19 protein-coding genes and 1 pseudogene are annotated in these 22,965 nt (G+C 66.2%); 9 read left to right on the top strand and 11 right to left on the bottom strand.

Going from position 1 to position 22,965, the window contains the following annotated elements; translation table 11 throughout:
• Positions 1-41: 41 nt before the first annotated feature.
• Complete coding sequence (locus R4P95_RS23165) at positions 42-710, top strand: TetR/AcrR family transcriptional regulator (protein ID WP_317745408.1); 669 nt, start codon at positions 42-44, stop codon at positions 708-710.
• A gap of 153 nt (positions 711-863) precedes the next feature.
• Here R4P95_RS23165 and R4P95_RS23160 read toward each other — a convergent pair whose 3' ends face one another.
• Positions 864-1,631 (bottom strand): DeoR/GlpR family DNA-binding transcription regulator, encoded by a 768-nt coding sequence (locus R4P95_RS23160; RefSeq protein WP_213575063.1) that lies wholly within the window; start codon positions 1,629-1,631, stop codon positions 864-866.
• A gap of 189 nt (positions 1,632-1,820) precedes the next feature.
• Between R4P95_RS23160 and gnd the strand changes: the two genes are divergently transcribed.
• Genes gnd through R4P95_RS23140 form a run of 4 tightly spaced genes read left to right on the top strand, consistent with a single transcriptional unit; the run spans position 1,821 to position 5,639 of the window.
• Positions 1,821-2,717, top strand: coding sequence for a phosphogluconate dehydrogenase (NAD(+)-dependent, decarboxylating) (gene gnd / locus R4P95_RS23155; RefSeq protein ID WP_317745407.1), 897 nt, complete (start codon positions 1,821-1,823; stop codon positions 2,715-2,717).
• Entirely contained in the window at positions 2,714-3,718 is a 1,005-nt protein-coding gene (gene fgd, locus R4P95_RS23150; RefSeq protein WP_317745406.1) for a glucose-6-phosphate dehydrogenase (coenzyme-F420), read from the top strand. Before gnd ends, fgd begins: the two co-directional genes overlap by 4 nt.
• Entirely contained in the window at positions 3,715-5,370 is a 1,656-nt protein-coding gene (gene pgi / locus R4P95_RS23145) for a glucose-6-phosphate isomerase (RefSeq protein WP_317745405.1), read from the top strand. The genes fgd and pgi overlap by 4 nt, the downstream gene beginning before the upstream one ends.
• Positions 5,358-5,639 (top strand): WhiB family transcriptional regulator, encoded by a 282-nt coding sequence (locus tag R4P95_RS23140; protein ID WP_317745403.1) that lies wholly within the window; start codon positions 5,358-5,360, stop codon positions 5,637-5,639. The genes pgi and R4P95_RS23140 overlap by 13 nt, the downstream gene beginning before the upstream one ends.
• A gap of 135 nt (positions 5,640-5,774) precedes the next feature.
• Here the strand turns inward: R4P95_RS23140 and R4P95_RS23135 are convergent, their stop codons facing one another.
• Genes R4P95_RS23135 through R4P95_RS23125 form a run of 3 tightly spaced genes read right to left on the bottom strand, consistent with a single transcriptional unit; the run spans position 5,775 to position 8,967 of the window.
• Complete coding sequence (locus R4P95_RS23135; protein ID WP_213575055.1) at positions 5,775-6,533, bottom strand: SDR family NAD(P)-dependent oxidoreductase; 759 nt, start codon at positions 6,531-6,533, stop codon at positions 5,775-5,777.
• Positions 6,530-7,342, bottom strand: coding sequence for an enoyl-CoA hydratase/isomerase family protein (locus R4P95_RS23130; protein WP_317745402.1), 813 nt, complete (start codon positions 7,340-7,342; stop codon positions 6,530-6,532). The genes R4P95_RS23135 and R4P95_RS23130 overlap by 4 nt, the downstream gene beginning before the upstream one ends.
• Positions 7,339-8,967, bottom strand: coding sequence for an AMP-binding protein (locus R4P95_RS23125; protein WP_213575052.1), 1,629 nt, complete (start codon positions 8,965-8,967; stop codon positions 7,339-7,341). Before R4P95_RS23125 ends, R4P95_RS23130 begins: the two co-directional genes overlap by 4 nt.
• A 118-nt stretch (positions 8,968-9,085) precedes the next feature.
• On the opposite strand from R4P95_RS23125, the gene R4P95_RS23120 reads away from it, so the two are divergent.
• On the top strand, positions 9,086-9,712 hold the full coding sequence (locus R4P95_RS23120; protein ID WP_213575050.1) for a TetR/AcrR family transcriptional regulator: 627 nt from the start codon (positions 9,086-9,088) through the stop codon (positions 9,710-9,712).
• A 112-nt stretch (positions 9,713-9,824) separates the two neighbouring features.
• Here R4P95_RS23120 and R4P95_RS23115 read toward each other — a convergent pair whose 3' ends face one another.
• Complete coding sequence (locus R4P95_RS23115; RefSeq protein ID WP_317745401.1) at positions 9,825-11,687, bottom strand: acetolactate synthase large subunit; 1,863 nt, start codon at positions 11,685-11,687, stop codon at positions 9,825-9,827.
• 491 nt (positions 11,688-12,178) lie between these two features.
• Between R4P95_RS23115 and R4P95_RS23110 the strand changes: the two genes are divergently transcribed.
• Complete coding sequence (locus R4P95_RS23110; protein WP_213575046.1) at positions 12,179-12,709, top strand: YceI family protein; 531 nt, start codon at positions 12,179-12,181, stop codon at positions 12,707-12,709.
• Between the two features lie 9 nt (positions 12,710-12,718).
• Here R4P95_RS23110 and R4P95_RS23105 read toward each other — a convergent pair whose 3' ends face one another.
• The 3 genes and pseudogenes from R4P95_RS23105 to R4P95_RS23095 all read right to left on the bottom strand — a co-directional run bounded on the left by R4P95_RS23105 (position 12,719) and on the right by R4P95_RS23095 (position 16,562).
• Entirely contained in the window at positions 12,719-12,973 is a 255-nt protein-coding gene (locus R4P95_RS23105; protein WP_397517800.1) for a DUF3263 domain-containing protein, read from the bottom strand.
• Positions 12,974-13,002: 29 nt separating this feature from the next.
• Positions 13,003-14,166, bottom strand: coding sequence for a 2-oxo acid dehydrogenase subunit E2 (locus tag R4P95_RS23100; RefSeq protein ID WP_213575043.1), 1,164 nt, complete (start codon positions 14,164-14,166; stop codon positions 13,003-13,005).
• Between the two features lie 43 nt (positions 14,167-14,209).
• A pseudogene (locus tag R4P95_RS23095) lies at positions 14,210-16,562 on the bottom strand (transketolase-like TK C-terminal-containing protein).
• Positions 16,563-16,834: 272 nt separating this feature from the next.
• On the opposite strand from R4P95_RS23095, the gene R4P95_RS23090 reads away from it, so the two are divergent.
• Positions 16,835-17,311 carry an Lrp/AsnC family transcriptional regulator gene (locus R4P95_RS23090; protein WP_317745400.1) on the top strand — a complete coding sequence of 159 codons (477 nt, stop codon included), beginning with the start codon at positions 16,835-16,837 and terminating at the stop codon, positions 17,309-17,311.
• Between the two features lie 90 nt (positions 17,312-17,401).
• The gene (locus tag R4P95_RS23085; RefSeq protein ID WP_317745398.1) at positions 17,402-18,100 is read left to right on the top strand and encodes a GntR family transcriptional regulator; all 699 of its coding nucleotides are present in this window, start codon (positions 17,402-17,404) and stop codon (positions 18,098-18,100) included.
• Between the two features lie 69 nt (positions 18,101-18,169).
• On the opposite strand, the gene R4P95_RS23080 is transcribed toward R4P95_RS23085, so the two are convergent.
• From R4P95_RS23080 to R4P95_RS23070, 3 genes are all read right to left on the bottom strand, one after another.
• A complete protein-coding gene (locus R4P95_RS23080; protein WP_317745397.1) occupies positions 18,170-20,170 on the bottom strand; it encodes an acetoacetate--CoA ligase in 2,001 nt (666 codons plus the stop codon).
• Between the two features lie 88 nt (positions 20,171-20,258).
• On the bottom strand, positions 20,259-22,025 hold the full coding sequence (locus tag R4P95_RS23075; protein WP_317745396.1) for an FAD-dependent monooxygenase: 1,767 nt from the start codon (positions 22,023-22,025) through the stop codon (positions 20,259-20,261).
• On the bottom strand, positions 22,018-22,908 hold the full coding sequence (locus tag R4P95_RS23070) for a fumarylacetoacetate hydrolase family protein (RefSeq protein WP_213575033.1): 891 nt from the start codon (positions 22,906-22,908) through the stop codon (positions 22,018-22,020). Before R4P95_RS23070 ends, R4P95_RS23075 begins: the two co-directional genes overlap by 8 nt.
• Between the last annotated feature and the right edge of the window lie 57 nt (positions 22,909-22,965).

Below are 22,965 nucleotides of genomic sequence, written 5' to 3'. Positions count from 1 at the left end.
CGTCGGTGTTATCGTGGGCGGGTCTACACACAACAGAGGCGGTGACACGGCCCTTGACCACCGACGACGCACCAGCGAGTCGACTGGAACGACGAAAAGCACGCACGCGGGCGGCTCTCATTCGTGCGGCGCAATCCTTCATCGCCGAGGGAAATCTCAGTGCTCCCGTACTCGAAATCACTCAGGCCGCCGACGTCGGAATGGGCTCGTTCTACAACCACTTCGACAGCAAGGAACAGCTCTACCGGGCAGCGGTGGACGCCGCACTGGAAGCGCACGGCCAACTCCTCGATCACCTCACCGGCGACCTCGAGGACCCCGCCGAGACGTTCGCGCAGGCTTTTCGGCTCACCGGCCGCCTCTTTCGCAAGGAGCCCGACCTCAGCCGCGTGCTGCTCAACAACGCACCCGACCTGATCACCGCCGACCGCGGACTCGCCCCCCGTGCCCTTCGCGACATCGAGGCAGCCACCGCGACCGGACGCTTCACCGTCCGTGACCCGGAACTGGCGCTGGTACTGACCGCCGGAGCGCTCATCGGGCTCGGCCAGATACTGCACGCTCGCCCGGACCGTGACGCCGCCGAGGCCACCGACGCACTCGCCGAAGACCTGCTGCGCACCTTCGGGTTGACCCCGGACGACGCTCGCGGAGTCAGCCGCCGTCCGCTCCCCGACCTCGACAGCGTCGCAGGCGGATCCGCAGCCTGACATCAGCCGCACACCGTTCTTTGGTTCCAGCGATACCAGCTGCTCTCGGACGAACGCCGCCGCGGACGTGCACGCCGATGGCTTGCGGATCAGGGATACCGGACCAAGTTTCCGCAGCGGTGACTATGCCGTCAGCGCCAGGACCCGCAACCCTCAGTCGTCGGCCATCATCGCTCGGGCGACTTTACCGCCGTACTGTTCGGCCTGATCACTCGGAAGTCCGGAGTCGGTGAGAATCGTTTCGACTTCGTCTATCGCTGCGACTTTGGCGAGAGCACGGTGTCCGAACTTCGAACTGTCCGCGAGGACGATGGTGCGCGCCGCGGCCGAGATGATCGCTCGTTTGAGCGGTACTTCGAGCGTGTTGGTATTGGTGATACCTGCAGTCGGGTCGATGGCGTCTGCTCCGAGGAAGGCCCAGTCGGCCGAGTAGTCGGAGAGGAAGTCGACGGCGCGTTCGCCCACAAGGGTAAAGACGGATCCGAGTAGCTCGCCCCCGGTGACCAGCAGGCGGACGGCGGGGATGGTGGCTACGTACTTGCCGATGCGAAGGTCGTTGGTGATGATCGTCAGATCAGCTTTGTGACGAAGCTCCAGAGCAACCTGGTAGGTGGTCGACCCGCTGTCGAGGATGATCGTGTCGCCATCGGCCACATGCTGCGCTGCGCGACGTGCGATCGCGATCTTCTCGGGTCGCCGCTCGGTTTTCTTTACCGCGTAGGGGATTTCGGAGGATGCGCCTGTGACGGGCCGCGCCCCGCCGTGAGTTCGTTCGGCTTGACCGGAACGAACCAACGTGTCGAGGTCACGCCGAATCGTCGACGCGTCCACACCGAGCTCGCGTGAGAGAACCTTCGCCTCTACATAGCCGTCGACGTGAAGGCGTTGGAGTATTTCGCCACGTCGTGTGGTTGCGGACAAGAAACACTCCTTGAAACTCGGCTCGATGCACACACGGATCAGGTCTACCCGGATCCTACCTCCTTATGCGCGGTTATTGACAGTCCGAACGCGCAAACGGCATGATTGCAAGCAAATCGTGCGCGATATCGTGCATCCGTGGGTCTGCGGCTTGGGGTCGGCGGTCGAGTAAACGTCAAGGAGTTCCCGATGCAGTTGGGTTTGATAGGTCTAGGGCGGATGGGCGGAAACATGCGCGAGCGTGTTCGCGCCGCGGGGCACGAGGTCGTCGGCTTCGATTTCGATCCCACCGTGCGTGACGTCGACTCGGTGGCCGAATTGGTCACTCGCCTCAGTGGCCCCAGAGTGGTGTGGGTGATGGTTCCGGCCGGTGAGCCGACCCGCTCCGTGATCGCCGAGCTGAGCGAGCTGCTCGGGCCCGGAGATCTCGTGATCGAGGGCGGAAACTCGCGCTTCTCGGACGGTGAGTTCCACTCCGCTGTGCTCGGTGAGCGCGGAATCGGTTATCTGGACTGCGGCGTATCGGGCGGAGTATGGGGCCTGGACGAGGGCTACGGGCTGATGGTGGGCGGGGACGACGCCGATGTTGCACGCGCCATGCCGATCTTCGATGCACTCAGGCCCGAAGGGAAGCGGGAGGACAGTTTCGTGCATGCGGGGCCGGTCGGCGCCGGCCATTACGCCAAGATGGTGCACAACGGTATCGAGTATGGATTGATGCAGGCGTACGCCGAGGGATACGAACTCCTGGCCGCCGAACCCCGAATCACTGCCCCCGACGCTGTGATGGGTGCGTGGCGGCAGGGCACCGTGGTGCGCTCCTGGCTACTCGACCTTCTCGTCGCTGCGCTTCGGCAGGACCCGGGATTGAGCTCGATATCCGGATACACGGAAGATTCCGGCGAGGGGCGCTGGACGGTCGAAGAGGCCATCTCCCACGCCGTCCCGGTCCCGGCCATCTCGGCCGCCCTGTTCGCGCGTTTCTCCTCCCGCCAGCCGGATTCACCTGCTATGAAGGCGGTTTCGGCTCTGCGGCAACAATTCGGTGGACATCAGGTTCGGAGCATGGAGGCGGTGCAGTCGTGATAAAGCTGGGATACAAGGCGTCGGCGGAGCAGTTCGGTCCGCGGGAGTTGGTGGAGCTGGGTGTGCTGGCGGAGGCGCACGGGATGGATTCGGCGACGGTGTCGGATCATTTCCAGCCGTGGCGGCACGAGGGTGGGCATGCGCCGTTCTCGATTGCGTGGATGACGGCGGTGGGGGAGCGGACGGAGCGGTTGCAGTTGGGGACGTCGGTGATGACGCCGACGTTTCGGTACAACCCGGCGGTGGTGGCGCAGGCGTTCGCGACGATGGGGTGTCTGTATCCGGGTCGGGTGATGCTGGGGGTGGGTACCGGTGAGGCGCTCAATGAGATCGCGACGGGTTTTGCCGGGCAGTGGCCGGAGTTCAAGGAGCGGTTCGCGCGGTTGCGGGAGTCGGTGCGGTTGATGCGGGAGCTGTGGCTCGGGGATCGGGTCGATTTCGAGGGCGAGTATTTCTCCACGAAGGGGGCGTCGATTTACGACGTGCCCGAGGACGGGATTCCGGTGTATATCGCGGCGGGTGGTCCGGTGGTGGCCCGGTATGCCGGCCGCAGTGGGGACGGGTTCATTTGTACGTCGGGTAAGGGGATGGAGTTGTATACGGAGAAGTTGCTGCCGGCGGTCGCGGAGGGGGCGGCGAAGGCGGAGCGTGATGTCGCGGAGATCGACAAGATGATCGAGATCAAGATTTCCTATGACACCGATCCGGAGTTGGCGCTGGAGAACACCCGGTTCTGGGCGCCGTTGTCGTTGACGGCGGAGCAGAAGCATTCGATCGATGATCCGATCGAGATGGAGAAGGCGGCGGATGCGTTGCCGATCGAGCAGGTCGCGAAGCGGTGGATCGTGGCGTCGGATCCGGATGAGGCGGTGGCGCAGATCAAGCCGTATCTCGACGCCGGATTGAATCATCTGGTGTTCCACGCGCCCGGACACGACCAGAAGCGGTTCCTGGAGTTGTTCGAGCGCGACCTTGCCCCCCGGCTGCGAGGACTCGCATGACACACAACGTCACCGCTACGCCGCTGTGGCAGAAATTGTCCGATCACCACTGGGAAGTCGCGGCCACGCACCTTCGGGAACTGTTCGACGCCGACCCTCGTCGGGGCGAAGACCTGAATGTCATGGCCGGTGATCTCTACATCGATTACAGCAAGCATCGTGTCACGCGCGAGACGGTCGGCCTGTTACTCGACCTCGCCCGGGCCGCCGGCGTGGAACGCCACCGTGAGGCGATGTTCACCGGCGAACACATCAACACCTCCGAGGACCGGGCTGTTCTGCACACTGCTCTGCGCGCGAGCCCCGAGCGCGAGCTGATCGTCGACGGACAGAACGTGATCGAGGACGTGCACGCGGTGCTGGGGCGGATGGGTGAGTTCACCGATCGTGTCCGGTCCGGCGTGTGGCGCGGGGCCACCGGCGAGCGCATTCGTACGGTGGTGAACATCGGGATCGGTGGATCCGACCTCGGTCCGGCCATGGCCTATCGCGCCTTGCGCCACTACGTCGACGGGCCCGAGCTACGGTTCGTCTCCAATATCGATCCCACGGATCTGTTGTCGAATCTGACCGACCTGGACCCGCGCACCACACTGTTCGTCGTTGTCTCCAAGACCTTCTCCACGCTGGAGACGATGACGAACGCATCCGCTGCCCGGCGCTGGATCACCGGCGCACTGGGGGAGGATGCGGTGCCCCGCCATTTCGTCGCGGTGTCTACCGACACTGCACGGGTCACGGCTTTCGGTATCACCGCCGACAACATGTTCGGCTTCTGGGAATGGGTGGGCGGACGGTACTCGGTCGGGTCCGCCGTCGGGCTTTCGGTCATGATCGCGATCGGACGAGAGCGGTTCACCGAGTTCCTCGGCGGGATGCGGGCGATCGACGAGCACTTCCGCACTGCACCTTTGGAATCGAATGCGCCCGTCATCCTCGGCATGCTCGGTGTGTGGTACTCGAGCTTCTTCGGTGCCGACTCGCGGGCCGTGCTGCCGTACGCGAACGACCTGGCCAGGTTTCCGGCGTATTTGCAACAACTGACCATGGAATCGAATGGCAAATCGGTGCGGGCGGACGGTACTCCGGTCGGCACCTTCACCGGCGAGGTTTTCTGGGGAGAACCAGGCACGAACGGGCAACATGCGTTCCATCAGCTTCTGCACCAGGGCACACATCTGATCCCCGTCGACTTCGTGGGATTCACGGAGCCGGTGGAGGATCTACCCACAATCGACGGCATCGGCTCCATGCACGATGTGCTGACTGCGAACCTCCTCGCACAATCGAAAGTCCTCGCGTTCGGCAGGACCGACGCCGAGATCACCGAAGACGGGACGCCCGCCGAGCTCGTCGCACACAAGGTGATGCCCGGAAACAGGCCCTCGACAACAATTTTGGGCACGAAGCTCACCCCATCGACTCTCGGACAGTTGATCGCCCTGTATGAACACCAGGTATTCGTTCAAGGCGTCGTCTGGGGAATCGACTCGTTCGACCAATGGGGAGTCGAGCTCGGTAAGACGTCGGCGCTGGAACTGGGTCCCGCCTTGTGGGACCAGGGCGGAGCACCGGAGGTCGGGGACAGCTCCACTGCCAGTCTGATCCGCGTCTACCGGCGAGCGAGGAAGGAACGCAGATGCCTGCCCTGACGGTGCGGCTGCCCGTCCCCATCGCCGAGGAGTGGGACTGGCAGCTGTCCGCGGCCTGCCGGGACACCGACCCCGCGGTGTTCTTCCACCCCGACAACGAACGAGGCGAACCCCGTGCGCGTCGAGTACGTGCGGCCAAACAGGTCTGCCGGCGGTGCCCCGTGCGGGACCGGTGCCTCGAATATGCACTCGGGTCTTACGAACGCCATGGCATTTGGGGTGGCTACACCGAGGACGAGCGCAAGAAGCTGCGAAGGTCAGTTCGCTGACTGCGCGGGGTGCGGGCGTCGGTGATTATGAGGTCGAACTCAGTCAGTGGCGCGAGGGAATAGAGGCGGGATTCCGGCTGATGGACTGAGGGTGGCGCCCACCCAGCCGAGGCGCTGGGGAGCTTTCGATCGGAGCTACCGGATGGAGGATCCGATGCCGAGGCCGCCGTCGACGTCGAGGACGATGCCGCTGACGTAGCCGGCGGCGGGGGAGCAGAGGTAGGCGGCGGCTTCGGCGATGTCGGTGGGGTCGCCGGTGCGCTTTTGGGGGACTTTGGAGACGAGTTTGTCGCGGGCGGGTCCGTTCATGGAGGCGAGCATCGGGGTTTCGATGAGTCCGGGGGCGATGGCGTTGGCGGTGATGCCGTCGCGGGCGGCTTCGAGGGCGATGGTGCGGGTGAGGCCGACGATGCCGGCCTTGGCGGCAACATAGTTGGCCTGTCCGAAGTTCCCGCGCCAGCTCATCGAGCTGAAGGACACGATCCGTCCGTAGGTGCGGGCGCGCATGTGCGGCAGGACGGCCTGGGCGCAGAGAAAGGACCCGGTGAGGGAGACGTCGATGACGGCGTGCCAGTCCTCGACGGTGATCTTCTCGATCCGGTTGTCGCGGATGATGCCGGCGTTGTTGACCAGGGCGTCGATGCGTCCGTGGGTGTCGGCGATCGTGTCGACCCAGTCCTGCACCTGCTCGGCGGAGGCGACGTCGACGGGGTGGCTGGTGGCGGGGCGGCCGTAGCGGTCGGTCAGCTCGGCGGCCAAGGCCTGGCCGGCGGTGTCGTTGATCTCGGCGATCGCGACGGTGGCGCCTTCGGCGGCGAACCGGTGGGCCATCGCGGCGCCGAGTCCTTGGCCGGCGCCGGTGACGAGGACGACCTGATCGGTGTAGCGGTTCATCGTGTTCCTGTCGGGGCGGGGTGGGTGTTGGGGTTGGTGGTCCTGCCGTGCAGGAAGTCGTTCAGGGCGGTGGGGACGTCGCTGGTCTGCCAGTGGGTGTCGAAGGCGTCGAGTTCATGAGCGAGGCCGTCTTTTTCGTCGAGGCCGGTGAGGTCGGAGAGCAGCGATTTGTAGGCGTGTTGGGCGGGGCCGGCGTGTTCGGCGAGTTCGGTGGCGGCGGTCAGGGCTGCGGTGTGGAGGTGTTCGTGGTCGACGACCTCGTGTAGCCATCCGGTGCGCTGCAGTTCGGTTGCCGGGAGCAGGGCGCCGGTGAGGGCGAGCCAGCGGGCCATGGCGTCGCCGACCTTGCGGGGCAGGCGCACGCTGGCACCGCCGGCGGGAAGCAGGTTGTTGCGGACGTGTCCGTCACCGATGAGGGCGGTGGGGGTGGAGATGACGACGTCGCAGGCGAGCGCGAGTTCGAGTCCACCGGCGACGGCGTGCCCGTGGATCGCCGCGACGACAGGCAACCGGCTGGCCTCGAGTCGAGTGGCGAGGGCTGAGACGCCCCGAAGGAACCCGGTAGGGGCGTGCCCACGGGAGTGCAGGTCCAGAAAATACTGGAGGTCGGCACCGGCGCAGAAACTTTTGCCGGCGCCGCGCAGGACGACGGCTCGGGTGTCGCGGTCGGCCTCGGCGTCGGACAGCGCGGCGCCCAGTGCCTCGACCAGGATGTCGTTCAAGGCGTTTCGTCGGTCGGGGCGGTTGAGGGTGAACATGCGTGTCGCACCGTGCTGGGTCACGACCAGCGGTGTCCGGGCATCGGTCATGAGTGTGCTTCCTGTCGGGACAGTTCGGCGCGGCGCTGCTGGCGGAGCTGCGCGCGCTGGATCTTGCCGCTCGGGGTCTTGGGGAGGGTGTCGACGAAATGCACCCGGCGCGGGTAGGCGTGGGCGGCGTACTTGGTTTTCACCCACTGCTGCAGTTCGTGGGCGAGCGCGTCGCCGGGGTCCTGGTCGTGGTCCGGTGCAGTGATGACGTAGGCCTCGATCACTTCGCCGCGCACCTCGTCGGGTGCGGCGACCACGGCGCACTCACGCACTGCAGGGTGCTGCGCCAGTACGGATTCGACGTCGAAGGGGCCGATTCGGTAACCGGCCATGATGATGACGTCGTCGTCGCGGGAGGAGAAGTGCAGGATTCCGTCGGCGTCGATGCTGGCGGTGTCGCCGGTGAGGAAGTAGTTCTTGTCGGTGGTGAATCGGCCCGCGTCGCCGCGTCCACCCGCGTACTCGGTGAACGTCATCAGCGGGCTGTCGGCGACCACCACCGCGAGCCGCCCGACCGTGCCGGCGGGTGCGGGCTCGTCGCGGTCGTTCTCGAGCAACTTCAGCGTCCACCCGGGCAGCGCGACCCCCATCGCTCCGGACACCACCGGCACTGCGACGTCGGGGTGATGCGGGAAACCGGCGGGCATCCCGAGTTCGGTCTGTCCGTAGTGGTCGTGGACGAGCAGGCCGAGTTCCTTCTCGGCCCAGAGGTTGACCTCGGGGGTGAGCGGTTCACCCGCGCTCGAGAGGCGGCGCAACGCGAGTGTGTCCGGACGAGTCAGTGTTTCGGCGCGCAGGCCCCGGTACACGGTCGGCGCTGCCGCGTAATCGGTGACCTCCAGTTGAGAGAGCACCGACCACGTGGAGGCGGCGGAGAAACCGCCGCGGGTCAGGATTGTCGGAACGCCGGCGGCCAACGGTGCGATGATCGCGGTGTAGAGCCCGTACGCCCAACCCGGGTCCGCCGCGCACCAGAACACGCTGTCGCCGCGGACGCCGAGTGCGAATTCGAGGTAGCTGTGCCATCCGGCGATATAGCGGACGGGATGGATGACGCCTTTGGGGGTGCCGGTGGTGCCCGAGGTGAACATGTGCACCAAGGGGCCGTCTCCACCGACCGAAGCGGACGGCCGGGCGTCGGCAGGAGTGGACACCAGCAGTGCTGTCAGCGTGTCCGCACCGTCACCCGAGACGAGAATGTCCCATGCGCCGTCGGAGGAGATCTTGGACCGGTACTGTGCGTCGACGACGACGAGCTTGGTCTCCGAATTGGCCAAGCGCGAGGTCACGGCGTCCTCGGCGAACGCCGTGAACAGTGGAACGTAGACGGCCCCGACCCGCCAGATGCCGAGAAGCACGGTGACCAGGTCGGTGCTCTTGCCCATCAGGGTCGCCACGCGATCGCCCCGGCCGATCCCGTGATCGGTGAGCACCTGCGCGAACCGGCGTGACGACTCGGTGAGGTCTGCATAGGTCAGTCGTGTGGTGGACAGATCCTCGTTCACGACCGTGAGTGCCAGGGATTCGGGTGGGTGCCGATCGCACAGTAGCCACGCCACGTTCGTGCCGTCACCGGCGTAGGACGACAGGATCTCGCGTACTCGCGCGTCGATATCGGCAGCCACGACAACTCCTAGCGGGTAATCTATTGGGTAATTGAGTACCTATCAATGTACCCAACGTGTGTCGGGAAGGGAAGCCCTGTGGATTCGAGGGGCCCGGGATTGTGGAACACTCGACCGCATGGCCCGTGCAGGAGCGACGCCGAACCGCGCGACGATGAATACCCCGCGGCGTCGGCGCGTCGACACCGCCCGCAGGGATGAACTGCTCGCGCGGATCGAGGAGATCTTCCTGACGGAGGGGTTCACGTCGGTCACCGTCGACGACCTGACGCAGCGTCTGCGGTGCTCCAAGGCCACCCTCTACAGCGTGGCGTCGACAAAAGAGCAACTTGTCATCGCCGCCACGAAACACTTCTTCGGCGCCGCCGCGGACGAGATCGAAGCCGCCGTTGCCGACGAGTCCGATCCTCGTAAGCGGATTACGACGTATCTCGGTGGTGTCGCCTCGGCGATGCGCCGCAACTCGCGGGCGTTTTACGAAGACATGGTTTCGTACGCACCGACGGCGGAGATCTACGGTCGCAATACCGCGCAGGCCGCGCAGAGGGTGCACGAATTGATCGACGAGGGCGTCGAAGCCGGGCACTTCCGCGCCACCGACGCCGCATTCGCCGCCCAGTTGGTGGCATTGGCGATTGACGCCGTCCAGTCCGGTGTGCTCCTCGAGCGCACCGGACTGTCCGCCGCCGATGCCTTCGGAGAGCTCGGCGACCTCCTGCTCCACGGCTTGCTGCGCACCGACTGAGGGCGTTCACCGGCGGAATCCGCAAACTCCGGATTTTCAGCCCGGATGCGGCGCCACGTCCGAAACCGAGTGGGTCGTGTTTCGCGTAACGCTAGGAAGTAGGTCGCGGCTTCTAGTGGCCGTCGATCCCCTCGAGCAGTCCGTGGATGGTGGCGGTCTCGGTGGCTTCTTCGGTGTCGTCGAACAGCGGCCGGATTCCTCGAGCGGCCATGATCTGGTCGTTGCTGGCGCCGGCGGCGATCATGGGCCAGACAAGGGCGTCGTCACCGACGATGAAGTCGATGACGACGGGGCGGTCGTTGATAGCCCGGGCTCGGGCGATCACCGCGTCGACGTCCTCCTCGCGTTCGCAGCGCAGTGCGACACACCCGAGTGCCTCGGAGAGCTGCACGAAGTCGGGGATGCGGCGCGAATGGGTGGCCAGGTCGACGTTCGAGTAGCGGCCGCCGTAGTGAATTTCCTGCAGTTGTTTGACCATGCCGAGGTTTCCATTGTTGATCACGGCGACCTTGATCGGGATGCCCTCGATCGCGGCGGTGGCCAGTTCCTGGTTGGTCATCTGGAAGCAGCCGTCGCCGTCGATCGCCCACACCTCACGGTCGGGTGCACCGAGTTTCGCGCCCAGCGCCGCCGGCACCGCATAACCCATCGTGCCGAGGCCGCCCGAATTCAGCCAGGTGCGCGGCTTTTCGTAGCTGATGTAGTGGGCGGCCCACATCTGGTGCTGGCCGACGCCGGAGCAATAGATCGCATGGGGACCGGCGGCCTTGCCGAGAGCTTCGATGACGAACTCCGGTGACAGGGCTCCGTCGCGAGGGCGGTCGTAGCTGACCGGGTAGGTCCGGCGAATCTCGTCGAGGTAGTCGCGCCAGCCGGTCAGGTCGATTGGTCGGCCTTGGTTGCGGCGGGAACGCATCGCGTCGATCAGTGCTGTGATGGTCTGCTTGCAGTCACCGACGATCGGCACGTCGGCGAATCGGTTCTTGCCGATCTCGGCGGGGTCGATGTCGGCGTGGATGACCTGGGCGCCGGGCGCGAACGAGTCCGCTTCGCCGGTGACGCGGTCGTCGAACCGGGCACCGAGTGCGATCAGCAGGTCGCTCTTCTGGAGCGCGGCGACGGCGGCGACGGTGCCGTGCATGCCGGGCATCCCGTAGTGCAGGCGGTGGCTGTCGGGAAACGCTCCGCGGGCCATCAGCGTCGTCACGACGGGAATCCCGGTCAGCTCCGCGAGCAGCGCCAGCTCGACCGACGCCTCGGCCTTGATCACACCCCCACCGACGTAGAGGACGGGCGCCTTCGCGGCGGCGATGAGGTCGGCGGCCGCACGGATCTGCTTGCCGTGTGGTTTGCTGACCGGCCGGTAGCCGGGCAGGTGGGTCGCCGGTGGCCAGGCAAAGGTGGTGGTGGCCTGCAGGACATCCTTGGGGATGTCGACGAGCACCGCGCCGGGGCGTCCGGTGGCGGCGATGCGGAACGCCTCCGCGAGGGTGCGGGGGATGTCTTTGGGGTCGGTGACCAGGAAGTTGTGCTTGGTGATCGGCATGGTGATACCGCAGATGTCGGCTTCCTGGAAGGCATCGGTGCCGATCAAGCCGCGTCCGACTTGCCCGGTGATCGCCACGATCGGCACCGAGTCCATCTGCGCGTCGGCGAGCGGGGTGACCAGGTTCGTCGCGCCCGGGCCGGACGTTGCCATGCACACGCCGACCTTGCCGGTGGCTTGGGCGTAGCCGGTGGCCGCATGTCCAGCGCCCTGCTCGTGTCGCACCAGCACGTGACGCAGCCGCTGGGAATCGATCAGCGGGTCGTACACCGGCAGGATCGCACCACCCGGGATACCGAAGACCACCTCGACGGCAAGCGCTTCGAGTGAGCGCACCACCGCTTGGGCGCCGGTCACCCGGATCGGGTGGTGTTCGGGGAGAGCAGTGGCTGCTGCGGCAATCCGGCTGGGCGGCTCGCTGTCGCACATCGCCGGGAGGGTTCGCTGCGGAGCGGAGACAGAAGAGTGCACAAGAAGTCCTCGAGTCGGATCCGTGCTGCACATGGTGCGCACAGTTTGCGGTTACGGGTCGGACCCGCCATTTACGATGCGTCGAAAACCGTGCGGCGGTGTCGTTGTCCGGGTCTCCGGCCTCGTGAGCTCTCCCGGTAGGCGATCGAGAAACGGCGTGTCTTTCTCGTGCCTGCGTGATCTCAGTCAAGCAGCGACCGGCAGATCCGGCAACCAGCACCCATGAGAGTGAGCAATCTGCACGCCGATGCTGATACTGAAGCAGAATCCGGTGGTCATCCTGCCCACCGTCGACGCTGTCGGACGAAACGGCCGCCCTCCGAACGTGATCGGCGTGGGCGTCGGGCCGGGCAGCGAAGATTTCGATCAAACCTTGCACATTCAGGACAACTGTTATCAAATATTTCAACTGCCATTCGGCGAAAGCATCTTTTCCGAGGAGTCCACCTATGCCCGACATCCATTCCGCGTCCTCGGACCCGGCCTCCACAACCATTCCCTCTGGTACGTATGCCATCGATACCGGGCGATCGGCGGTGACATTCCGGGCCAAAGCGTTCGGGTTGATGTGGGTGCGGGGCCGTATCCCGGTGCGGGAGGGTTCGATCACGGTCAGCGGCGGCCGCATTACCGGGACCGGTCTGCTTGCTGCCAACCGCATCGATACCGCATTGGGGCCCCGTGATTGGCACCTGCGGTCCGCGCACTACCTCCACACGGATAAGCACCCCACGATTAGGGTGGCGATCGATGGTGCCGCCCTGTCGAGTCAGTCCGTTCCGTGCGAGGTGACCGTTCGGGGGACCACGGCTCCCGTGCGGTTGCAGCTTCGGGCGATCGAGGTGGCCGACACACTCCATATTACTGCGGAGACGACGGTGGATCGCACCGTCTATCCGATGCTGGGCCCGTGGGCCGGGGTGTCACGCCGTGCGAACCTGGTGATCACCCTCGTCGCCCGGCCAACCGGGAACGAGTAATCCACCGGGTTACACGGCCACGCGTGTCACCGCGGCAGTGCCCGAAGCCGGGCGGGCGAGTTTGCTGGAGCAGAAGTCCCTCAAGTATGTCCGGGTTGAGAAGTCGACGTCGTTGATCAGGGTGGACGTCACCATCGTGAGAAGGCGTTGGTAGAACACCTGCGGGGTGATGCCGAACTCGGGGAGGATGTATTCGTCTCCTCCGCCGAATCGGGACCATTTGGCGGCGAACGCCAGCATGGCCTGATCGTCTCGCGTCATCATTGCTCCTTCGGCGTGTGTGCCGGTGCCGATCAGGCGAGATCGGCGGCTGTGAAGCCGGTTTCGAGCCGGTTCTTGACGGTGGTGAGGAATCGGGCGGCGTCGGCGCCGTCGACGATGCGGTGATCGTAGGAGATGGACAGGTAGGCCATCGACCGCACGTCGATGCGGAGCTCGCCGTCCTGCCCTGTCGGGATCAGCCGCTCGACCACTGCACCGACACCGAGGATGCCGGTCTGGGGTTGGTTGATGATCGGGGTGTCGAAGAGCGCACCCCGGCTGCCGGTGTTGGTGAGGGTGAACGTGCCGCCGGATAATTCGTCTGCGGTGATCTTTCCGGTGCGCACCTTCTCGGCCTTGTCCGCGATCGCCCGGGCGAGCCCCTCGATCCCGAGATTCTGCGCATCCCGGATGACCGGCACCATCAACCCTTTTTCGCTGTCGACGGCCATACCGAGGTGGCAGTGGTCGTAGTAGGTCACCTCGGTGACGTCGGCGTTCAGTGAGGCGTTGAGGACCCGGTGCTCGGTGAGCGCGTCGACCGCGGCTTTGGCGAAGAACGGCAGGAACGAGAGCTTTAGTCCGGTGCGAGCGAGGAAGTCGTCCTTGTGGGCGGCCCGCAGCCGGGCGATCGCGGTGACGTCGACCTCGAGGACGGTGGTGAGCTGGGCCGAGGTCTGCAACGACTCGACCATCCGCTGAGCGATGGTGCGCCGAATCCGCGGCAGCTTCTCGGTGACGGAGTCGTCCGAAGCGGCCTGCTCCCGCTGCGCCGGGGGTGCGAGCGTGGGTTCCGGGGTGGGTTCCGGTTTCGGCGTCGGGGGAACGGTCGGCGCCGAAACCGGAGGCGCCGCAGCTGCGGTGGGTGCCGAAACCGCAGGCGGTGCCTGAACAGGAGGAGCCGGCGAAGCGTTTGTCGGTGCGGCGGCCGCACCGTCCGACGAATCGGTGATGACAGCGAGCTCGGCGCCGACTGTCACCACGTCATCCTCGTCGGCGAGGATGCGCTGGAGAATTCCGCCGACGGGGGACGGTATTTCGGTGTCGACCTTGTCGGTGGCAACCTCGAGCAGTGGTTCCTCGGCCTCGATGCGGTCGCCGGGTTGTTTGAGCCACCGGGTGATGGTGCCTTCGTCGACGTTTTCCCCGAGCGCCGGCATCCGCACCGTGGTGCCTTCGAGTTGTTCGGTTGTCATGGTGTGGTGTGCTCCTGGCCTGTGGGCGTGCGGGTCTCGGTGATCAGGGGAGGATGTCGAGCGAGGCGCGGACGATGCTGTCGGTGTCGATGCCGTGGTAGCGGTAGACGTCGTCGAGGGAGCCGACCTGCCCGAACTTGCTGACCCCGAGGCAGGTGCTGCGCACGTGGTTGATGCCGGCGAGGAATGCCAGGGTGTGCGGGTGCCCGTCGAGGACGGTGACGATCGGGGTCGCGCGATCGGCGGGGAAGAGCTGGTCGAGGATCCAGCTGTCACCGGGCCCGCGACCCTGCCGTGCCTGGATCGCTTCGAACAGCAACCCGGGGCTGGTGACGCAGACGACGTCGGCCGGGATGCCCTGTTCGGCGAGGCGATCGGCGGCGGCGAGGGCTTCGGTGATCATCGCGCCCATGGCGACGATGGTGACCTGGGCACCATCCCGGCGCACCAGCGGATACCCGCCGGCCACCACCTGCCGGCGGCGGCGTTCGCGGGCCGCCGGGTCGGTGGGCACCGCGGCCAGGGTTTGATCGACGGGGCGGGTGGACAGCCGCAGGTACGCGGAAGTGCCGTCGGGGCGGCCGAGCCGGCCGATGCTGGCCAGCAGGGTCCACTCGGTGTCGATCGCGAACGCGGGTTCGTAGCTGATGCACCCGGGCTGCTCGAGGCCGATCGACGGGGTTTTGATCGACTGGTGCGCACCGCCTTCGGCGGCCAACGTGACACCGGAGGGGGTACCGACCAGAATCGACTGGCCGCCCGCGTAGATGCCGTAGGACCACGGTTCGAGGGCGCGTTCGACGAACGGGTCGTACATCACTCCGATGGGGAACAGCGGTTGTCCCCACCGGCTCCAGGTGGCGCCGAGTTCACCCATCAGCCCGACCAGGTTGGTTTCGGCGATGCCGAGTTCCATGTGCTGCCCGGTGGGCCGCTCATTCCAGTGCATGATGGTCTCGCGGTCGTCGTCGAACCAGTTGCGACGCTCGGCCGCGGACCACACGCCGACCTTGTTGACCCACCCGCCGAGGTTGGTCGTCGAGCTCACGTCCGGGCTGACGGTGACCACCCGTTTCGCGGCATCGGGTGCTTCGCGGGTCAGATCCAGCAGCACCCGCCCGAGCGCGGCCTGGGTGGTGGCGGTGCCCTTGGGGGTGCGGCCGATGTCGGTGGGAATCGTCAGCGCGGGCGCATTCGGGACCGGGTCCCGGCGCAGCCGCTCCGCGTTGCTCGCGCACCGCTTTCCCGCCGCGGAGTCGGCGGCGAACCGGCCCCACGGATTGACCGGGTCCATGCCCAGATCGGCGGCGAGCGAGGCGTATTCCTCGACCGACAGCAGCGAGGAGTGGTTCTGCGGGTGTCCCTGGGTGGGCAGCCCGTAGCCCTTGATGGTGTAGGCGATGATCACCGTGGGCCGGGTGTCGTCGATCTGCCGGTACGCGGCCGTCAGCGCGGACAGGTCGTGACCGCCGAGGTTACGGATCGCCGCAATCAGGGTGGCGTCGTCGAGGCCGGCGATCAGGCCGCTGATCTCGGAGCTACCGGGGCCGTCGCCGGGCAGTCGGGTGCGAACCTCGTCGGCGCTGCACCGCAGCAACCGCTGGTACTCCGGGTTGGGCATGTCCAGGATCCGGGTGCGCAGCGCCTGCCCACCGGGGCGGGTGAACAACTCTTCGAGCAGCTTGCCGAATTTGACGGTGATCACCTGCCACCCGGCGGCGTCGAACATCTTCTCCAACCGGTTCGCGGCGATGTTCGGGATCACCCGGTCCAGGGACTGCCGGTTCAGATCGACGATCCACACCACCTCGCCCAGGTCGGCGATGCCGGGATCGAGGATTGCTTCCCACACCGCGCCCTCGTCGAGTTCGGCGTCTCCGACCAGCGAGTACTGACGCCCGGTGCCTGCTCCGCCGGTGGTGGTCTGCACGTAGCGGCGGGCCATGGCCCCCCCAGATCGGGGCGGTGGCGCCGATACCGACCGAGCCGGTCGAGTAGTCGACGGTGTCGGGGTCCTTGGACCGGCTGGGATAGGACTGCAGGCCGCCGAATTCGCGCAGGGTGGTCAGATATTTTTCGTCGAGTTCACCGAGCAGGTAGTTGATGCCGTGCAGCACCGGGGAGGCATGCGGCTTGACCGACACCCGGTCACCCGGTTGGAGCTGTTCGAACCACAGCGAGGTCATGATCGAGACCATCGACGCACAGGACGCCTGGTGACCACCGACCTTCAGGCCGGTGGGATTGGGCCGGATCCGGTTGGCGTGATGGATCATCGAGGTGGAAAGCCACAACACTCGCTGCTGGATCGCTTCGAGTGTCTCCAGGTCCACCGAACCGCCGGCTTCTGCGACGCGGGTCGCGGTCCCGGGGGCGACGGGCAGGGTGTTGTGCATCGGATTCTCTTTCCTCACATGTGCGAATCGCTGCGGACGAGCGCAACTACAAGAACAGCTCCGACGGGGTGGCCGAGGAGCAATCCGCTCGACCGGTGACGGGTGCGTGCGGTCGGATGCGGTTTCGGAAATGCGGCGGTGCTGGTCTGGTCTGACCGCCGCCCACCTGTTATAACAGTGGATCAGGTATTTGCCGCCTGCGCAATAGTCGGTGCCGAGAATGAGCAGAATGCACACCGGCGGGGCACTCGAGGAAAGGTGGAATTGGCAAAATGCCAAGCACGCACAAAGCGGACCAGATCGATGCCCGGCTACTGCTCGCGCTCGCCGAGTCGCCGCGGGCCACGACTATCGCCCTGGCGGACCGGATAGGACTCTCACGCAACACCGTTCAGGCCCGGATGGGCAAGCTCGACGACTCGCACGCGCTGCGCACATTCGAGCGCCGCGTCGACCCGGCGATCCTCGGCTACCCCCTGCAGGCGTACATCCTGACCAACGTCACCCAGCGCAAACTGGCTCGTGTCGGGGCGGCGCTCGACGGCATTCCCGAGGTGCTCGAAGTCCTCGGCCTCAGCGGTGTCGCGGATCTCCTCATCCACGTCGCCGTCCGGGACGCCGACGACTTGTATCGGGTGGCGGGGGACATCCTCGGAATCAAGGGGGTCAAACGCACCACCACCGCTTTGGTCATGCGCGAGATGGTCGACTACCGGATCGCGCCGTTGGTCGAAAAGCTCATCGACTGACACCGGTCGATCCACGCCCGGACCTGCGCGGACCCGGTGTTATAACATGCCATTGAAGGGTGACGCGATGTTGAAGAGACGGAGGTGGTCGTGACAACGAGCACGAGAAACCCGCAACCGCTGGTGCGGTCGCTGACTCCGACCTCCGTTCCCGAACAGGTCGCCAAGGAAATCCGGCGCTCGATTCTCTCCGGTGAACTCCGTCCGGGACAGACGTTCTCGCTGCGGGAAATTTCCGGGCAGCTCGGGGTGAGTTTCATCCCGGTCCGGGAAGCACTCAAAGAGCTCGAAGCGCAGGGTTTGGTGGTGACCCGCCCCGGGAAAAGCGCGATGGTCGCCCCGCTTTCGCACGACGACCTGCACGGTATCTATCGGCTACGACGGCAGCTGGAACCGGAAATCGCCGGGCGCGCCTGCAAAATGCTCGACGATTCCGACTTGCGTCGCCTCGACGGCTACGTGGCCGTGTTCGGCGACGAGAGCCTCGACCTCGACGACATCTACCAGGCACACCACTCCTTCCACTACGAGCTGCTCCGGCCCGCCGCCACCGCATGGGACCTGCGCGTGCTCGACGGCCTGTGGCACGCCGCCGAACGGTATGTCCGGCTGGCATTCTCGGGCCGTGAGGCGGATCCGGACGAGCACGAGCGGCGGGGACATGCGCATTCGGAGATACTCACCGTCGTACGCACCCGCAATATGAGGAAGGTCGCCGCAGCGACACGGCGGCACCTCGACGACAACGAACAGATCGCGCTGCGCGCACTCGACCCGATCGCGCCCTGAAAACTGCCGGCTCGGGCATGTTCACGTCTGTTCTGCGGCCGCCGAGGCACCTGCCTCGGAGACCAGCCCTCAGGTGAGCGTGGAGGTTCCGGCGCGGTGGTGCGCAAACCGCTCCGCGTAGTCGATGTACCAGTCGAGGGCGTCGGTGTCGGTGACGGTGGCCCGGTTGATCGCGGTCTCCGCAGGGACACCCTGGATCAGTTTCTTGACGGGGATTTCGAGCCGCTTGCCTGTGCGGGTGGTGGGAATCGCCGGCACGTCGAAGATTTCGTCCGGGACGTGCCGAGGTGAAGCCTCACGGCGGATAGTGGTTCGAATTTTCTCCACGAGTGCCTCGTCGAGGTCGTATCCGTCGCGCAGTACCACGAACAGCGGCATGTGGTAGCCCCCGTTGGGGAGTTCGGCACCGATCACGAGGGCCTCGGCGATCTCGGGAAGCGCTTCGACGGCCTGGTAGATGTCGGCCGATCCCATCCGGACCCCGCCGCGGTTGATCGTCGAGTCCGATCGACCGTGAACTACGCAGCCGCCGTCGGCTTCGATGGTGATCCAGTCGCCGTGCCGCCAGACCCCGGGATATACCTCGAAGTAGGCGTCGCGGTAACGGATCCCGTCCGGGTCGTTCCAGAAGTAGATCGGCATCGACGGCATCGGTGCGGTGATTACCATTTCCCCGACCTCCCCGACGACCGCTTCACCGGTCTCGGTCCATGCCTGCACGTCGACCCCCAGATAGGGGCCCTGAAGTTCGCCGGTCCGCACCGGGCTCAGCGGGTTGGCTCCGATGAAGCCGGTGGCCACATCGGTGCCGCCGCTGTCCGAGCCCAGATGAACTTCGCTGCTGACCGTGTCGTAGATCCACCGCCAGGTGCTGTCCGGCAGCGGGGAACCGGTCGACATGATCGACCGCAACCCCGACAGGTCGAAATCGGTCCCGGGCTGGGTGCCGGCCTTCTCACACAACGTCAGGTAGGCGGCACCGGTGCCGAATCGGGTGGCCCCGTACCGGGCGCAGATCTCGAATTGGTGATCGGGCCGCCCGAAAGTGGGGCTGCCGTCGTAGGTGATGATTGTCGCGCCGGTGACCATGGCGTCGACGAGCATGTTCCACACCACCCAGGCGGTGCTGGCGGCGATGAATACCCGATCTTCCGGGCCGAGGTCGTAGTGCAGGGCGTTGGCTTTGAGGGCTTCGAGGAGGATTCCGCCGTGCGAGTGCACGATGCCCTTGGGTAGGCCGGTGGTGCCGGAGCTGTACAGGATCCACAGCGGGTGATCGAACGGCACCTGCTCGTACTCGGGTTGGGCGTCCCCGTCGACGAGGTCGGCGTAGTCGGCGATACTCTGCCGGTGCTCCCCCTCGTAGGGCAGGCCGATATTGTCGACCATGATGGCGTGCCGCACGGTCGGGAGCTGGTCCAACAGGGCGGCGAAGACGTCCCGGCGGTCGACGCGTTTACCGTTGAACTGGTAGCCGTCCACCCCGATCAGCACGGTCGGCTCGATCTGCGCGAATCGGTCGACCAGTCCTTTCGCACCGAAATCCGGTGCGCAACACGACCACACCGCACCGACGCTGGCCGCGGCGAGCACCGCGACGACGGTGGGCGCGATGTTCGGCAGCATCGCGGCGATCCGGTCGCCAGGGCGCACCCCGATCTTCCGGAAGTGCGCGGCGAGGTTGGCGACCTGTGCGACCAGGTCGGCCCGCGAGAGTTCGCCGGTGGTCCCGGTTTCGTCGACCGAGATGATTGCGGGCCCGGCCTGATCGGTATGGCGAAGCAGGTTTTCGGCCCAGTTCAGCCGGGTGCCGGGGAACCACCGCGCCCCGGGCATCTTGGGGTCGGCGAGCGCCGTCTGCGGCGGCGCCGAGGCGATCACGTCGAAGTACTCCCAGATCGAGAGCCAGAACTTCCCGAGGTCGCTGATCGACCAACACCACAGCGAGTCGAAGTCGGTGGTGGAGACGTTCTTCTCCGCCGCGAGCCATCGTTGGTACCGGCTCATGTTCGAGGCGAAGACCCGCTCTGGTGGCGGGGTCCACAACACTTCACGTCCTGGCGCGGTCATTATTGGTGCGTCCTTTCCGGCTCCCCCCGCCACGGGCAGACGACGTTGCCCTGGACTGCCCGTGGCGGGAGGGTTTCGTGCGGTGGTGTCAGCGTGCAAGCACGGTGCCGAGGGCCCGGGTGAGCTCGTCGGCGGGGTCGGCGGCGCCGCCGGCGGCGCGCCAGGCGACGTGGTTGTCCGGGCGGACCAGGATCGCGCCGGTGTCGTCGATCTGGCGGAGCTCGGCCCAGCGGCCGGTGGGGTCGGTGTAGTCGGCACCGTCGCCAATCTGGGCGACCTTGATCTGGACCCCGAACTTGTCCTTGGCCAACCGGGCGGCGTCGGACCAGGCGGCTCCGTCGCCGGCGGTGATGAGCACGAAGTGCGCGTTCTTGCCGGTGAGATCATGGGTGGAGATCTGCCGGCCGTCGTGCTCGAGCCACGCATGCGGGAGGCGGTGCCCGGGGCGGGTGGTTGGGTGGTAGTTGTGCCCCATCGGGTCGCGCGGCGGTGCCTCGGTGCCGTCCGGGACGAGGGCCCCGTCGCGGTAGGCGAAGCCGATTTCGAGGTCGTGGGCCTGGAACTCGGTGCGCTGGGTGTTGATCACCTCGGCCGCACGGGCGCGGCGGGTTTCGCCCATCGGGGTGTCGGAGAAGTAGTCCCGGAACACCTGGATCTGGGCCTCGAGCGGTTGACCGGGGATCAGGCCGAGGCCGGCGTCGACGACCATGTGGTTGAGGAAGGTGAACATGGCCCAGTCGACGTTGCGCATGCCGACGAGCCGGCGTTCGGGCTCGTAGGTGTCGAGCAGGGCAGGGGCGGCGTCACCCTCGAGCACCGCGGCGAGCTTCCAGACCAGGTTGTGGGCGTCCTGGATGGCGGTGTTCAGGCCCAGACCCGTGGTCGGCGGGTGCCTGTGGGCGGCATCACCGGCGAGGAAGATCCGGCCGACCTGGTACTTGTCGGCGAGGACGCCCTCGAGGATCCAGTGGCTGACCTTGTGCACCTCGAGTTCGAGGTCGGGCAGCTTGAGGAGTTCGCGCAGCCGCGGAACGATCGCTTCTTCGTCGAACCGGGCCGGATCGTCGGGGCGGAAGGTGAAGTGCAGGACGAATTCTTCGGAATGCTTGCCCCACGTAGTGCCCATGGCGGCCATGGCACCGCTGTTCCAGGACCCGGCGCCCTCGGGGTTGAGCAGCCAGGTGATCAGGACGTCGTCCTCCCACCACTGCGACAGGTCGGCGGTGAAGTGGGTGCTGACCATGTCGAGAATCCCGGTGGGGCCCTCCATCTTGACACCGAGTTCGGGGCCGACGGTTTTGCCGCCGTCCGCGGCGACCATGTACTGGGCGTGGACGGTGTAGGTCTCCTGCGTGTCGCGGTTCAAGACGACCGCGTGGACCCCGTTCTCGTCCTGCTCGAACGAGACGAGTTCGCGGCCGAAGTGAATCGAGTCCGGTGCCCGCTTCTCCGCGTGCTCACGCAAGAGGGGTTCGAGCCGGATCTGCGGGTAGTTGGTGGACGGGCACGGGCTGTCGACCGCGTAGGCGCTCTCGAGTCGTCCACCGCCGAACGATTCGAGGGTGTACAGGGTGCGCCCGTCCAGTTCACCGTCGCCGCCGAGCGAGGTGACCCACCGGGTCTTGCCCATGTTCTTCGGTGGGGTGCCGACCTCGTAGATCGAGTCCGCGACCCCGACCTGGCGCAGCACCTCCATGGTGCGCTGGTTGAGGTAGTGGGCCTTGGGCAGGTGCGAGGTGCTGGTGTGCCGCTCGACGAGATGGTGGTCGATGCCGTGCTCGGACAGCAGGATCGAGGTGGTCAGTCCACACCCGCCTCCGCCGACGATGAGGACGGGAACGGTGATGTCAGACATGGCTGGTGCTCCTGGAAACGGTGGTGAGTGGGTGTGGACGGGTTGCGGCGGTGAAGTGGTGGCGCATCTCGCCTATGGTGTCGGCCCGGCTGACGAGTTCGTCGTCGACGCCGATGAGCCGTTTCGGGTCGCGGGTGAAGCCGATACCCGACGGGGTGCCGGTGAAGATGAGGTCGCCTGGGCGCAGCGGCAGAATCGACGACAGGTAGGACACGAGGACCGGGATCGGGAAGATCAGGTGCCGGGTGCGCGAGTTCTGCATCAGCTCGCCCGACAGGATCGTGCTGACCTCGATGTCGTCGGCGTTCTCGAATTCGTCGGGGGTGACCAGCACCGGTCCGATCGGGGCGAATCCGGCGAACGACTTGCCGAGGCCGAATTGCTGCGGTGGGGGACCGGACAGCTGCAGGTCCCGCTCGGACAGGTCCTGGCCGAGGGTAAGCCCGGCAACATAATTCCAGCCCTCGGAGACGGGGACGTGTCGGGCTTCCTTGCCGATGACCACCACGAGTTCGACCTCGAAATCGACTGAGCCGCCGGGGTGTTCGATGGTGTCATAGGGGCCGGTGATCGACGCGGGGAACTTGGTGAACACGAACGGAGCGTCGGGCAGCGTCAGCCCGGACTCCTCGACGTGATCGGCATAGTTCACGCCGATGGCGAAGATCTGGCCGGGCCGGGGAACCGGAGCACCCAGCTCGGACTCGACCACCGGTGTTCCGTCGGTGAAGTCCACCGTGGTTGCCCATGAGGTGAACTCGTCCCACCGGTCGAAAATCTGCTGGGGTTCGGCGGAAAAACGACCCCCGCTGGCCGTCTCGACGTCGACGGCGATCCCGCCCGCCACGACCTGGAGTCGGCCGGCTTGGTTTGCCACGCGCATGAGAAAAAGTCCTTAGTTGAGAGTGGAGTGCCGCTGGGTCGGGCTGAGCGCGATCAG

Origin of the sequence: Rhodococcus sp. IEGM 27, from assembly GCF_033142305.1 — a bacterium.
Lineage (GTDB): Bacteria > Actinomycetota > Actinomycetes > Mycobacteriales > Mycobacteriaceae > Rhodococcus_F > Rhodococcus_F oxybenzonivorans.
This window is presented reverse-complemented; position numbering and strand designations above follow the sequence as displayed.

What these genes read in the sequence shown, in the direction of transcription:
- gnd (WP_317745407.1), top strand. Translation starts at nt 1,821, where the DNA reads ATGCAGTTGGGTTTGATAGGTCTAGGGCGGATGGGCGGAAACATGCGC.
- R4P95_RS23130 (WP_317745402.1), bottom strand. Translation starts at nt 7,342, where the DNA reads ATGACCGATGCCCGGACACCGCTGGTCGTGACCCAGCACGGTGCGACA.
- R4P95_RS23100 (WP_213575043.1), bottom strand. Translation starts at nt 14,166, where the DNA reads ATGACAACCGAACAACTCGAAGGCACCACGGTGCGGATGCCGGCGCTC.
- R4P95_RS23080 (WP_317745397.1), bottom strand. Translation starts at nt 20,170, where the DNA reads ATGACCGCGCCAGGACGTGAAGTGTTGTGGACCCCGCCACCAGAGCGG.
- R4P95_RS23110 (WP_213575046.1), top strand. Translation starts at nt 12,179, where the DNA reads ATGCCCGACATCCATTCCGCGTCCTCGGACCCGGCCTCCACAACCATT.
- pgi (WP_317745405.1), top strand. Translation starts at nt 3,715, where the DNA reads ATGACACACAACGTCACCGCTACGCCGCTGTGGCAGAAATTGTCCGAT.
- R4P95_RS23115 (WP_317745401.1), bottom strand. Translation starts at nt 11,687, where the DNA reads ATGTGCGACAGCGAGCCGCCCAGCCGGATTGCCGCAGCAGCCACTGCT.
- R4P95_RS23075 (WP_317745396.1), bottom strand. Translation starts at nt 22,025, where the DNA reads ATGTCTGACATCACCGTTCCCGTCCTCATCGTCGGCGGAGGCGGGTGT.
- R4P95_RS23090 (WP_317745400.1), top strand. Translation starts at nt 16,835, where the DNA reads ATGCCAAGCACGCACAAAGCGGACCAGATCGATGCCCGGCTACTGCTC.
- R4P95_RS23105 (WP_397517800.1), bottom strand. Translation starts at nt 12,973, where the DNA reads ATGATGACGCGAGACGATCAGGCCATGCTGGCGTTCGCCGCCAAATGG.
- R4P95_RS23140 (WP_317745403.1), top strand. Translation starts at nt 5,358, where the DNA reads ATGCCTGCCCTGACGGTGCGGCTGCCCGTCCCCATCGCCGAGGAGTGG.
- R4P95_RS23135 (WP_213575055.1), bottom strand. Translation starts at nt 6,533, where the DNA reads ATGAACCGCTACACCGATCAGGTCGTCCTCGTCACCGGCGCCGGCCAA.
- R4P95_RS23120 (WP_213575050.1), top strand. Translation starts at nt 9,086, where the DNA reads ATGGCCCGTGCAGGAGCGACGCCGAACCGCGCGACGATGAATACCCCG.
- R4P95_RS23070 (WP_213575033.1), bottom strand. Translation starts at nt 22,908, where the DNA reads ATGCGCGTGGCAAACCAAGCCGGCCGACTCCAGGTCGTGGCGGGCGGG.